The 12,586-nt window shown below is 69.4% G+C and carries 6 protein-coding genes; 4 read left to right on the top strand and 2 right to left on the bottom strand.

Annotation, left to right across the window (positions count from 1 at the left end; translation table 11 throughout):
- Window positions 1–341 precede the first annotated feature (341 nt).
- Complete coding sequence (locus tag VF746_31650; protein ID HEX8697016.1) at window positions 342–3,467, bottom strand: PAS domain S-box protein; 3,126 nt, start codon at window positions 3,465–3,467, stop codon at window positions 342–344.
- Between the two features lie 564 nt (window positions 3,468–4,031).
- On the opposite strand from VF746_31650, the gene VF746_31645 reads away from it, so the two are divergent.
- The 3 genes from VF746_31645 to VF746_31635 all read left to right on the top strand — a co-directional run bounded on the left by VF746_31645 (window position 4,032) and on the right by VF746_31635 (window position 8,663).
- The gene (locus VF746_31645) at window positions 4,032–5,627 is read left to right on the top strand and encodes a 5'-nucleotidase C-terminal domain-containing protein (protein ID HEX8697015.1); all 1,596 of its coding nucleotides are present in this window, start codon (window positions 4,032–4,034) and stop codon (window positions 5,625–5,627) included.
- A 667-nt stretch (window positions 5,628–6,294) separates the two neighbouring features.
- Window positions 6,295–6,954 (top strand): hypothetical protein, encoded by a 660-nt coding sequence (locus VF746_31640; protein ID HEX8697014.1) that lies wholly within the window; start codon window positions 6,295–6,297, stop codon window positions 6,952–6,954.
- The gene (locus VF746_31635; GenBank protein ID HEX8697013.1) at window positions 6,891–8,663 is read left to right on the top strand and encodes an AbiV family abortive infection protein; all 1,773 of its coding nucleotides are present in this window, start codon (window positions 6,891–6,893) and stop codon (window positions 8,661–8,663) included. Before VF746_31640 ends, VF746_31635 begins: the two co-directional genes overlap by 64 nt.
- 123 nt (window positions 8,664–8,786) lie before the next feature.
- Here the strand turns inward: VF746_31635 and VF746_31630 are convergent, their stop codons facing one another.
- The gene (locus VF746_31630) at window positions 8,787–10,814 is read right to left on the bottom strand and encodes a M13 family metallopeptidase (protein ID HEX8697012.1); all 2,028 of its coding nucleotides are present in this window, start codon (window positions 10,812–10,814) and stop codon (window positions 8,787–8,789) included.
- A gap of 466 nt (window positions 10,815–11,280) precedes the next feature.
- On the opposite strand from VF746_31630, the gene VF746_31625 reads away from it, so the two are divergent.
- Window positions 11,281–12,507, top strand: a complete 1,227-nt coding sequence (locus VF746_31625) for a metallophosphoesterase (protein HEX8697011.1) — start codon at window positions 11,281–11,283, stop codon at window positions 12,505–12,507.
- The last annotated feature ends 79 nt before the right edge of the window (window positions 12,508–12,586 follow it).

Raw genomic sequence — 12,586 nt, 5'->3', positions numbered from 1 at the left:
TTCGGGTACAGCTTTCTGATAAAGCCTCACACAGAGGACACAGAGAAACTTCGATCGCGTCTTCAGTTCCTCCGTGTTCTCTGTGTCCTCTGTGTGATTCCAATCTGTTCGGAACCAGAACAATGCTCGGCGATCTGGTATGAAGCCGCGGCAACAACGGCAGGAAGCCTCGCAAACGGCGCGAGGCTGCGGAGCGGGCTTCCGCGCATTCCGGCGAGGATCGGCGCGGAGGCGGGGACGGTCGAGGCAGGCCTCGCCCCTACGGTGCGGGAGAAGGAAAGTGCGTCGGGCCGACGAGGTCCGACGCACTTTCGCACTTTCGCACTTTCGCACTCACGCACTCACGGCTCCGCCTCGCGCCGCGGGAGGGGATCGCCGATCGGGAGGGAGAGCGTGAACACCGAGCCCTCGCCGTCGCGGCTCTCGGCGCTCAGCTCGCCTCCCATGGCGCGGGCCAGGTCGCGGCTGATGGCCAGGCCCAGCCCCGTGCCCTCGCTGGGGCGCGTGTAGCCGGCGTTCACCTGCACGAACGGCTCGAAGATGGTGGCCAGCTTGTCGCCCGGGATGCCGAGGCCGGTGTCGCGCACCCGCACCGCCACGAACCCGTCGACCCGGGCGCACTCCATCACCACCCGCCCGCCCGAGGGGGTGAACTTCACCGCGGTGGAAAGGAGGTTCAGCACGATCTGCCGCAGCTTCTCGGGGTCCACCCGCACGGTGACGGCCGGGTCGAAGCGGCTGTACTCGTACTCCAGCCCCTTGGCCTGCATCTGCGGGCCGATCAGCGCCTCCACCTCGGTGAGCGCCTCGTCGAGCGGCACGTCGTCCAGGTCGAAGTGCACGTGCCCGCTGTCGATGCGCGCGAAGTTCAGCACGTCGTTGATGAGCCCCAGCAGGTGCGTCTGGCTGCGGCGGATGCGGGCCAGGTACTCCAGCTGCCCCTCGGTGGGCGCGCCGCGGATCCCCAGCTCCAGCAGCTCCACGTAGCCGGCGATGGCGTTCAGCGGCGTGCGCAGCTCGTGGCTCATGGTGGTGAGGAACTCGAACTTGGCGCGGTTGGCCTGCTCGGCCTCGGCGCGGGCGCGCTGCTCGGCCTCGAACAGCCGCGCCCGCTCCAGCGCCAGCGCCGCCTGCCGCGCCACCGCCAGCAGGAAGTCGCGCGTGACGCCGTCGAACTCGCGCTCGTGCGCGAAGCTGAGCGCCACGCCTCCCACCGCGCGCCCCTCCACCAGCATGGGGACGGCCACCCAGGCGGCGTTGGCGGTCCGCGGGTGGCTGGCGGCCAGCGCCGGGTAGCGCCGGTCGCGCTCGGGCACCGACTCCAGGCACACCACCTCGCGCCGGCGCAGCGCGTCGGCCAGCGGGAGCGGCGCGTCGAGGGGGAAGCGGCGGAACTCCTCCAGCAGCTCCGCCGGGTAGCCGCCCGAGGCCAGCAGCTCCAGGGCGTCGCCCTCGGGGGTGAGCTGCCCGATCCAGGCGGCGGCCGCCCCCAGGGCCTCGGTCCCCGTGCGCACCACCACGGCGCCCACCTCGGCGGGGGTGCGCGCCTCGGAGAGCTGGGCGGTGGCGGCCTGCAGCCGGGCGGTGCGCTCGGCGCTGCGCTCGGCCTGGCGGCGGGCCTCCTGCTCGGCCGTGTGCAGCCGCGCGTTCTCCAGCGCGGCGGCGGCGCGGCGGGCCAGCTCCTCGGCCAGCGCCAGGTCGGCCGGGCCGTAGCGCCGCTCGGGGCGGGTGCTGGCCAGCGCCACGGAGCCCAGCACGCGGTCTTCCAGGCGGATGGGGACGATCATGAACGAGGTGGGCGCCAGCGCCCGCGTGATGCGGCGCAGCTCCGGGTCGGCGATCATCTCCTGGTGCGTGGCGTCGTTCGCCTGGCGCACCAGGAGCGGCTGCCCGCCCTGGAGCACCCGGGCGGTGGGGCTCGCGGGAGAGGGGTGCGCTCTCCAGCGCTCCATCATCTCGCGCAGCAGGGGGAGCTTGGCCGGGTCGACGTGCGCGGCGTCCATCGGCAGCACGCTCCCGCCGGGGCCGTTCAGCACCACCGCGGCGTAGTCGGCGATCCGCGGCACGGGGAGGCGCGCCACGGCCGAGACGGTGGCCTGCGGGTCGAGCGAGGCGGCCAGCACGCGGCTGGCCTCGGCCAGGAAGCGCAGGCCCTCCTCGCTCTCGCGGAGCCGGGCCTCGGTGCGCTTGCGCTCGGTGACGTCGCGGGCGATGGTCGAGGCGCCCGCCACCTTCCCGTCGGCGTCGAACACCGGCGAGACGGCCAGCAGCACGTCCACCAGGGTGCCGTCCTTGCGCTGGCGCACGGTCTCGAAGGTCTCGATGCGCTCGCCGCGCGCCAGGCGCTCCAGGATGGCCGGGATCTCGTCGTGGCGTTCGGGCGGCGCCAGGACCGCCACGGGGCGGCCCACCATCTCCTCGGCCGTGTAGCCGTAGAGCCGCTCGGCGCCGCGGTTCCAGCTCTGCACGATGCCGTCGAGCGTCTTGGAGAGGATGGCGTCCTGCGACGACTCCACCAGGGCCGCCAGCCACGACGCCTGCCGCTGCGCCTCGCGCCGGGCGGTGACGTCCTCGTAGAAGACGGAGAGCCCGCCCTCCCACGGCGCCGCGCGCACGGCCACCCAGCTCCCCACCACGTCGGAGTAGACCTCGAAGCTCCCCGGCCTCCCCTCGGCGCGGATGCGGTGCAGCTCGCGCCCGGTCTGGCTGCCCTCGAGGCCGGGGAACACCTCCCAGATGCTCCTGCCCAGCAGCTCCGCGCGGGACTTCCTGAGCGTCGCCTCGGCGTGGCGGTTGACGTAGGTGTAGCGCCATCCGGCGTCGAGGGCCACGAAGCTCTCGCCCAGCCCCTCCAGGATCGCCTCCAGCCGGTGCCGGCCGGCCTCGGCCTCGGCCAGCCGGCGCTCGGTGCTCTCCCGGATCTGCCGGTTGGCGGCCTCCAGCTCCCCGGCCAGGGCCTGCGCCTCCTCGGTCTGCAGCTCCAGCTCGGCGGCCTGCTGCTGCAGCTCGGCCGCCTGCATCTCCAGCTCGGCGGACTGCTCCTCGGCCACCGCCCGGCTCCGCTCGGACTCGCGCGCGGCCGCCAGCGCCTCGTGCCGCGTGCGCGCGAGCGACTCGTGCATGGCGCCGATCAGCGCCGCCACGGCCAGGAAGACGGCCAGGCGCGGCAGGTCGCCGGGCGTGAGCATCCAGCGGCCGAACGGGGGGAGGAGGAAGTAGGCGGAGAGCGGCACGGCGAGCGCGGCCACCACCAGCGCCGGCCCCCGTCCGCCGAACCAGGCGGTGAGGACCACCGCCGCGAAGAAGAAGATGAAGACGTTGCTCTCGACCCACTGCCGCAGCAGGAGCGAGACGCCGAGCGCGGCGCCCGTGGCGGCCAGGGCCAGGCCGTAGCGCTGCCAGGCGGGCCGCCTGGGGTCGGCCGCTGCGGGAGGTGGATCGGTGGCGGTGGGCACGGGCGACTGCATCCGTGGTCTTTTCACGGCGGCGGGCGGGTGGAGGCGGGGGGCCCCGCGCGGAGGTGGCCCTGAATCTAATGTCTCCCGCGTCGCTCACCAGCATCGCGAATCGCCCCCGGTGACCGCTGAGCGGATTTGCTCTCACAGAGGACACGGAGGACACGGAGAACTGCCAAACTACGAACAGACCGGCGTGAGACGAGCAGTTGGTTCCGGCTGATCTCGAGGATTCGATATCGGCTTTTCAGGGGGATGGTGAGAGCAAAGAACGACGGCGCCCCGACGGGAAGTCGGGAGCGCCGTCCCTCGCGCGGCCGGACTCGCGTCCTCCACCTGGTTCGACCGGAGCGACGGGAGCCGAAGGTGGCGTGCCCGCCCGGCGCGCGCACCCGATGAACGCCCGGCGCGCCCCACCTATGACAGCGGTCGTGCGAGCCGCGCGCCGCGGGGGACGAGAGGCACCACGGTGGGGCGAGCCGGAGCGGCCTCGGCGCCTCCGCCTTGTCTTCCCGCGCGCGCTGGCCTATCCTCCCGCGGCCCGCTCCCGACGCTCTCGCGATGGAAATCCCCCGGATGACGCTCTCCCGACCGAACCGCCCGCGCGCCGCGCGGCTGCCGCTCGCCGCGGCGCTCCTCCTGCTCGCCTCCGCGGCCGCCGCGCAGGACTTCCGGCCCGAGCTCACGGTGGTGCAGCTCAACGACGTCTACCGCATCGACGCGGTGGAGAACGGCAACGCGGGCGGGATCGGGCGCACGGTGACGCTGGTGGAGCGGCTGGAGCGCGAGACCCGCGGGCCGGTGATGGTGCTGCACGCGGGCGACGCCATCGCTCCGTCGCTGGAGAGCCGCTACTTCGCCGGCCTGCAGATGGTCGACGCGCTCAACTTCCTGCACGCGCGCGCGCCGCTCGTCTTCGTCCCCGGCAACCACGAGTTCGACGAGCGGAGCGACACCATGTTCGCGGGCGCCGTGCGCGCCTCGCGCTTCCCCTGGCTGGCGGGGAACCTCGCCGTCTCCACGCGCGACGCGGCCGTCGACCGCGCCGTGGGGCGCGACACGGTGATCGTGACGGCGGGCGGGATGCGCCTCGGCGTCTTCACCCTCACCTTCCTGGACAGCCGGCGCGACTGGGCCGCGGCCGACAGCGCCTTCGTCCGCATCGCCGAGGAGCAGATCCGGCGGCTGGAGCGCGGGCGGGCCGACGTGATCGTGGGGCTCACCCACCTGGGGCACGAGACGGATCGGGAGATCGCGCGGCTCCGGCGCCGGCACCCGCGCTTCGTATGGATCGCGGGCGGGCACGAGCACTTCCTGATCCACGACCCGCTCACCGACACCACCGCCGCCATCACCAAGGGCGACTCCAACGCGCGCCGAGTCTGGCGGGTGGCGCTGGGCCGCCGCGGCCGCCGCGCCGCCATGCGGGCCGACTCGGTGGTGCTCGACGCGTCGGTCCCGGTCGACTCCGCCTACCAGCGCGAGGTGACGGACAGGTGGCAGGCCGAACTGCGTGCGAAGATCCCCTTCCTGGACGTGCCGATCGGACGCAGCGAGACGCCGCTCGACGCCGCCGAGGAGACGGTGCGCAACGCCGAGAGCGCGTGGGGGAGCTGGCTGGCCGACCAGATGCGCACCGCCTTCCCCACCGTCCCCACCGACGCGGCGGTCCTGAACGGCGGCGCCATCCGCATCGACGACGTGGTGCAGGGCGAGCTGCGCTGGGAGCACCTGGCGCGCACCTTCGGCTTCCCCACGCGCGTGGCGATCGTCCGGCTGCGCGGGCGCGACCTGCGCGAGCGCGTGCTGGAGCGCAGCGTCTCGGGCGGGCGCGGCGAGGGGCGCTTCCTCCAGGTCTCGGGCCTCAGGGTGCGCTTCGACCGCAGCCGGCCCGAGGGGCGGCGCATCCTCGACGCGCAGGTGCAGCGCGAGGGCGGCTGGGCGCCCATCGCCGACGACAGCGTCTACACGCTGGCCGTCCCCGACTACCTCTTCGGCGGCGGCGACGGCTACCCCTTCCCCGAGATCGCCGTCGAGCGCATCCCGCCCGGCCCCGACCTCAAGCTGATCGCCTTCGACCGTCTCACCGCCCTCTACGCCGCCGGCCGGGCGATCGCCCCCCGCGTCGAGGGCCGCCTGGTGGACGAGACCCCGCGCGACGGCACGCGGTAGGAACGGTGCTCCCAGAGCACGACGACGACGGCGCTCGCGGCGAGTTTCCGCTGCGGGCGCCGTAAATCCTCCCGTTCTCCCGTTACGTGAGGAGTCTTTGTCTTTCGCGTCCGGTGATCACCCCCAAGATGCCGGATATTCCCGTAAACTCCCCGGCACTACATAGCGGTCAAAGCGCGCTTCGCCTTCGGTTACCTGATATCGAACCGTCTCTGTGGTTGCTATCCACGACTTACCATGCTCTCGCCAGTAGAGTTGCTCTCCAGCATCGCGCTGGGCAGCTTCCATCGCCTCTCCCGGGTTCCCAGTGATCATCATAAAGTACACACCGTCTGAGGTGACCTTCTCCGCCAGATGTGCGACCATCCGAGTACGCGAACGGCCGTCAACAGTCTCAGTGCTGACAGACACTGTGCCGCCTCGGCTTGAGAGCTTTGCGTTTTCGAAGGTAGTCTGATCCATAAGAGCAGGAATCCAATCTTGGGGGAGTGAACTCTAGGTTCCGAAAAATCTAAGCCGGTGGTCCGCCGGAGTCTACAATCCGGATGAATCCGAGTTGATCTACTTGCGGGTCTTGCAGACCATCCCCAACGAATGAATTTTGAAAACGACCGTCGCTTTTCAATCCCACCGCCCCACGTCATCCCCGATACGAGGTTCTTACAAGATGTCCGACCCGCAGGCTTCCGCGTCTCCCGCGACGTTCACGCCGAGCGAGCTGGTGGTGCTCTTCGGCGACCGCTTCGCCGAGGAGGGCGGGATGCTCACCGCGAAGGAGGAGGTGCTCACCAGCGGCAAAAAGGTTAGCGCCGAGAAGCTGGCGCACGCCGCCATGGCCGCCGCGCTGCTGGCCGCCGAGCAGTCCGGCGCCGTGCGCCTGGAGGTGCGCCGGACGAAGGCGCTCTTCGGGCTGATGAAGGGCGAGAAGCTGCACGTGGTCCCCGGCCCTCGCCCGTCCGCGTGGCCCGCGGGGACCGTCGAGGCGGCCATCGCCGAGTCCGCGCCGTCGGGCCCGGAGGCGAGCGACCTGTTCGGCGCCCTCATCGGCGCGAAGACGGCGAACGCCTCGCAGCGCTTCGTGAGCGTGGTGAAGGCGGGGCTCGCCGGGCGGGGGCTGCTGGGCACGGAGCAGAAGAAGACGCTGATGGTCTTCACCACCATGCACTTCACCCTCCCCGACGCGACGCGCGCCGCCGCCGGGCGCGCCTCCACCGACCCGGTGCGCGACCTGCTGCGCTCCGCCGAGCAGGGCCGCCCGCACGAGTGGAGCCTGATGATGAAGGCGATCCGCGCGGCCATCACCTGGATGACCGAGACCAGCGACTGAGGAGTGATACGATCGAATATCGGGAGGGGCTTGCTCAGACATCAGAATCCGAGTTGCGCGAGCATTTCTTGCAAGAAGGACGTTTGTCTAGTACGGCTGTGGAAAAGACTTGGGAAGGCCGGGTTCTTAGCCGTCGGCCGATAAAGCTCGCCCGTGTAACCGATGAGGACATTCCAATGGCGGCAGCATTGAAGACGTTCGCACAAGATGTAGAGCAGCGCCGTAAAGCGTGTTTCCTGCACGCCAGTGATCTCATTCGAGCTGCCGAGCAGTTGCAAGCTGAGAATTTGCCTCACATCAGCTATCACCTCGCTACTTTGGCTCTTGAGGAGATTGGAAAGGCCGAATTGATTGTGATGCAGGGCCTTTCGATAGCACGGGGAGAAGAGGCCAGCTGGATTTCTCGTTATTTGGAAAGCCACACAAAGAAACTCTTCATAACTTTTTTGGGTCCGCAGTTTGGTCGCTCACCCATTACAGGTGATCGCCTGCGAGAGTTAGAGGCGGCGGCGGTGGCGGCGCATTCTCTGCGGTTGAAGGGACTCTATGTAGATGCTTCGGACGAACAGGCTCCGCCGCCGCGAGCAGCAATTACACCTGAGAACGCAAAGACAACCATTCACTTCGCGAAAGCTACGTTACATCTCGCACAGCATCGTCGCTTCGAGCCTTTGTCTGATGAGGAGGAGGAAAATGTCCTCTGGTTCTTTGAGGCGGTCGAAGATCCAGAAAAACGCAAGCTCATCCTAGGCGGTCCTTCGCTCCGAAAGATGGCAGAGGTAGAGAATGGACAGGCTTGGATTCGTTGGGTACGTGAGCAATTTGACCAAGCGGAACAGGAGGGAATCGCACGCGTGCAGCAGGAACTAGCTCGTCCTATCCCTGGAGACGATGAAGCATTTTCGGAGAAATGGCGAATTCAAGTAAGAATTTTCAGCGATTCTCATTCTATCCGTGCGAAAGTACTCCAAGAGTGGAGCCAGCAGATAACATGGTTTAAATTGATCTATGTGCAGAAGAAGAATCAGTTTATTGCGGAAATCACCCTTCCGAAGAAAGTACATATCGCAGCTCTGTACGATGCTGGTTTCAGTGCCGTTCAGGACTTTGTACTAGCACTCAATATTGGATCTGCCGGATTTTTTTGGTGGTATCTGCCGGAGTACACATCGCGTTTCTATGAGAGTGCCAAGGATCTTGAGAGTGGGACCAATGTGGTAGTAGAGCGCACCCCCAAGCTTCGTGTGGATTGGAAAGGTGGTGTGCTCGATCAGCGAATTCTACATAATGTTAAGGCATGCTTCGCAGCGCTTGCCTCTGGAGACTTCCCTAAGCAGAACTCACCCTTCGGTCTCTACTTTTCGGGTTTGGCACTCCTTGCGAAGAACGACGTACTGCTCCGCTTGGAAGCCACAACCTACGAGCAGTTCTTCCGTGCACTTCAACTGGGGATGCAATCTTTTGGAGATTGGAACATGGAAGAGCCTTTCAAAGAAAGCTTTGGACGCATGTTTGGACAGTTGCTTGGTGAAAACCCAGGCGACGAATGGGTAGATTGGGGCGAGGCGATCTTAGGTGGTCACCCTCCTGAAAACATCACGCTTTCAGAAGTTGCGGGAATGAAGGTACTGTGTGATCTCTACTTTCGGCACGCTCTTGAGCGAGACCTTCGGCGCCGGTCTGGAGAAAGTTACGAAGAGTCAGACTAGCTCTCAAGAAGTGGTATGGGAGAAATCGCCAAGGTAGTCTTTGGGCGGCACTCGTCACAAAAGTAAGAACGGCCCGGATCCTTTCGCGGACCCGGGCCGTTCATCCGTCTGGCGATCAGGAGCTTACCAGATCTTCACGCGCTGGTTGGCGGGGCGGTACATCTTGTCGCCCTCCTTCACGCCGAAGGCGTCGTAGAACTCCTGCATGTTCACCAGCACGCCGTTCGTCCGGTACATCCCGGGCGAGTGCGGGTCGGTGAGGAGCTGCTGCCGGAGCGCCTCGTCGCGGAACTTGCTGCGCCACACCTGCGCCCAGCCCAGGAAGAAGCGCTGGTCGCCGGTGAAGCCGCCGATCACCGGGGCCTCGCGGCCGCCCAGCGACAGCTTGTACGCCCGGTACGCCACCGCCAGGCCGCTCAGGTCGCCGATGTTCTCGCCGAGCGTCAGCCGGCCGTTCACCGTGGCGCCCTCCAGCGGGCTGAACTGGCTGTACTGGTTGGCCAGCGCCGTGGCGCGCTGCTCGAACGCACTGGCGTCCTCGCCGGTCCACCAGTCGCGCAGGTTCCCCTCGCCGTCGGACTTGCGGCCCTGGTCGTCGAAGCCGTGGCTGATCTCGTGCCCGATCACCGCGCCGATCGCCCCGTAGTTCACCGCGTCGTCGGCGTCGGGGTTGAAGAACGGCGGCTGCAGGATGGCGGCCGGGAACACGATCTCGTTGTTGGTGGCGTTGTAGTACGCGTTCACCGTCTGGGGCGTCATCCCCCACTCGGTGCGGTCCACCGGCCTGCCCAGGCGCGAGAGCATCCGGTTGTACTCGAAGGCCGCCACGCGGCGCATGTTCCCCAGCAGGTCGCCGGGAACGATCTCGAGCGCCGAGTAGTCGCGCCACTTCGCCGGGTAGCCGATCTTGACGGTGATCTTCGACAGCTTGTCCTTGGCCTGCGCCCGGGTGGCGGGCGTCATCCACTCCAGCTCGTCGATCCCCTGCCGGAACGCCTCCAGCAGGTTGGCCACCAGGCGCTCCATGCGGGCCTTCTGCTCGGGGCGGAAGTGCTCCGCCACGTACATCTCGCCCACCACCTCGCCGAGCGCGCCCTCCACCACGCCCACGCCGCGCTTCCAGCGGGGGCGCTGCTCCTGCTGGCCGCTGAGCGTGCGGCCGCGGAACTGGAAGCTGGCCTCCGCGAAGGCGCGGGGGAGGAACGGCGCCGCCGAGTCGAGCAGGCGCACCGTCTCGTACGCCTTCAGCGTCTCCAGCGGGGTGGCCGCCAGCACGCTGTCGGCGCCGGCCAGGTAGCTGGGCTGGCGCACCACCACCGACTCCACGCCCTGCACGCCCGCCTCGCGCAGCCACGCCGCCCAGTCGAAGCCGGGGGCCCGGGCGCGCAGCTCGGCCAGCGTCATCCGGTTGTAGGTGGCGTTGCGGTCGCGGTTGCGGGTGCGCTCCCACTGGCGCTGGGCCAGCTCGGTCTCGAAGGCCAGCACCGCGCGGGCCTTGCCGGCCGGGTCCTGCTCGCCCGCCAGGCGCAGCAGCGTCTCCATGTAGCCGACGTACGCGTCGCGCAGCGCCTGGAAGCGCTCGTTGGCCTGCAGGTAGTAGTCGCGGTCGGGGAGCCCCAGGCCGGTCTGCGAGACGTACACCGTGTACTGGGTGGACTGCTTCTGGTCGGTCGAGACGCCGAAGCCGAACGGGTAGCCCACGCCGATGCGCGCCAGGCCGGCGAAGAGCGCCGGGAGCTGGGCCTTGCTGGTGACGCCGCGGATGCGGGCCAGGTCCGCCTGGAGCGGCTGGAGCCCGAGCTGCTCGATCCGCGCGGTGTCCATGAAGCTCAGGTACAGGTCGCCGACCTTCTGCTCCCTGGAGCCGGGCGCGCCGCGGCTGGCGGCCGCGCGCTCCACGATCTGGCGCATCGCCTCTTCCGAGGAGTCGCGCAGCATCACGAACGAGCCGTAGGTGGTGCGGTCGGCCGGGATCTGCGTGTTGCGCAGCCAGGCGCCGTTGACGAACTGGTAGAAGTCGTCCTGGGGGCGGACGCTGCGGTCGAACGCCGTGGTGTCGACGCCCAGGCCGGTCTGCGCGGCCGCGCCGCCGGCCAGGGTGCCGGCCAGCACGAGCGCCAGGGCGGCTCCGCGGGTGGTGAAGACGGTCATAAGTGCTTGCGATGGTTGGGGATACGACTGCGTGGAAGCGTCTTGATACTGCGGACTTCCCGGATGGTTCCCCGCCGACGGACTCCAGACGCGGGACGCGCGGGCGGAGGACTCGCGCGGCGGCCCGTCCTTGTTGGCCGCGGGACGCCGGACTAGCTTCGCCGGCGCGCCGACGTCTCCGCTGGGAACCGTTTGCGCGCGATGAGATGCCGGAGGACGCGAGAACGTTGACGCCGGTCCGCTTCCGGTCCTTCCGACCCACTTCCCCTCCCGTCCGGAGCCGCTTCCCGTGAGCCAGACAACGGCCGCCCCGATCCAGTGGGATGAAACGAGGCTGCGCGGTTCTCCCTCCCACCGCGCAGCGGGGGGAGGGCCGGGGAGGGGGGTTGCCCGCGGCCGCGCCGGGGCCGGTCGAAGCGCGACCGTCTTCCTTCCACCCGGGCGGATCGCGCGCATCGTCCTGCTGGTGGCTGCGGCGCTGCTGCCGGCGGGGACCGCGGCGGCGCAGGGAGGCGAGGCCGGGCGGCTCCTCTACTGGTGGACCCAGGCGGGGGCGGACGGCGAGTGGCAGCTGCGCACCGTGTACGACGGCGGCGGCGCCTGCCCCGCGCCGGCCGCCATGCGCGCGCTCCCCGACACCGCATTCCCGGTGCTCGTCTGCCAGCAGGTGGTGGGCGACGCGGACGGGGAGGCGCGCGTGGGCGGGCGGCGGGTGGGGCGCCCGGCGGAGGCCCGGCGCGTGGTGGTGATCGGCGACACCGGTTGCCGCGTGCGCGACCAGAACTGCGCCGACCCCGGCTCGTGGCCGTTTTCGCGCGTGGCCGCCGCGGCCGCGCGCGCCCGCGGCGACCTCACGATTCACGTGGGCGACTACATCTACCGCGAGCGGTGCACGGCCGGCGTCCCCGGCCCCTGCGGCGACAACTGGCCCACCTGGGAGGCCGAGTGGTTCCGCCCCGCGGGCGAGCTGCTCGCCGCCGCGCCGTGGGTGTTCGCGCGCGGCAACCACGAAGACTGCAGCCGGGGCGGCCGCGGGTGGTTCCGCTTCTTCGACCCGCGTCCCGTGCCGGGCTCCGGCTGCGAGAAGGCCACCGAGCCGTACGCCGTGCGCGTGCCCGGCCTGGGCCGCCTGCTGATCCTGGACACCGCCTGCGCCACCTGGTACTCCGACTGCTGGCCGGGCCGCCTCCCCGACGGCCGCGCCGCGAACGACTCCGCCACCGCCGTGCGCACCTACGCCGCGCAGCTCCGCCGCCTCGCCGAGCTCGCGCGCGGCGAAGAGGACGCCTGGCTGGTCACCCACGTCCCCATCTGGGACGTGGACCAGGCGGGGCACCCCGACTCGCTCGGCTCGTACCTCCTCCAGGCCGCGCTCCGGCAGGTCTCGCGCGGCGAGCTCCCCGCAGCGGTCGGCCTCCAGGTCGTCGGCCACACGCACGTCTGGGAGGTGATCGACTTCGCCGGGGCCCGGCCGCCCGTGCTGGTGGCCGGCAACGGCGGCACCTCCGAGGGCGTCATCCCCCCCGTGCCGCCGGGGACGCGCAAGGTGATCGACGGCGTGGCGGTCGAGGGCTTCTGGAAGACCACCGCTTTCGGCTACACGCTGCTGGAGCCCGTGGGCCCCGGCTGGCGCGCCACCCTGCGCCCGGTCGAGACCGCCTGCACCATCTCCGCCGGTCAGGCCGTCTGCTGAAGTGCGTGAGTGCGTGAGTGCGTGAGTGCGTGAGTGCGTGAGTGCGTGAGTGCGTGAGTGCGTGAGTGCGTGAGTGCGT

Source organism: Longimicrobium sp., from assembly GCA_036389795.1.
Taxonomy (GTDB): Bacteria; Gemmatimonadota; Gemmatimonadetes; order Longimicrobiales; family Longimicrobiaceae; genus Longimicrobium.
This window is presented reverse-complemented; position numbering and strand designations above follow the sequence as displayed.

What these genes read in the sequence shown, in the direction of transcription:
- VF746_31650 (HEX8697016.1), bottom strand. Translation starts at nt 3,467, where the DNA reads ATGCAGTCGCCCGTGCCCACCGCCACCGATCCACCTCCCGCAGCGGCC.
- VF746_31645 (HEX8697015.1), top strand. Translation starts at nt 4,032, where the DNA reads ATGACGCTCTCCCGACCGAACCGCCCGCGCGCCGCGCGGCTGCCGCTC.
- VF746_31640 (HEX8697014.1), top strand. Translation starts at nt 6,295, where the DNA reads ATGTCCGACCCGCAGGCTTCCGCGTCTCCCGCGACGTTCACGCCGAGC.
- VF746_31630 (HEX8697012.1), bottom strand. Translation starts at nt 10,814, where the DNA reads ATGACCGTCTTCACCACCCGCGGAGCCGCCCTGGCGCTCGTGCTGGCC.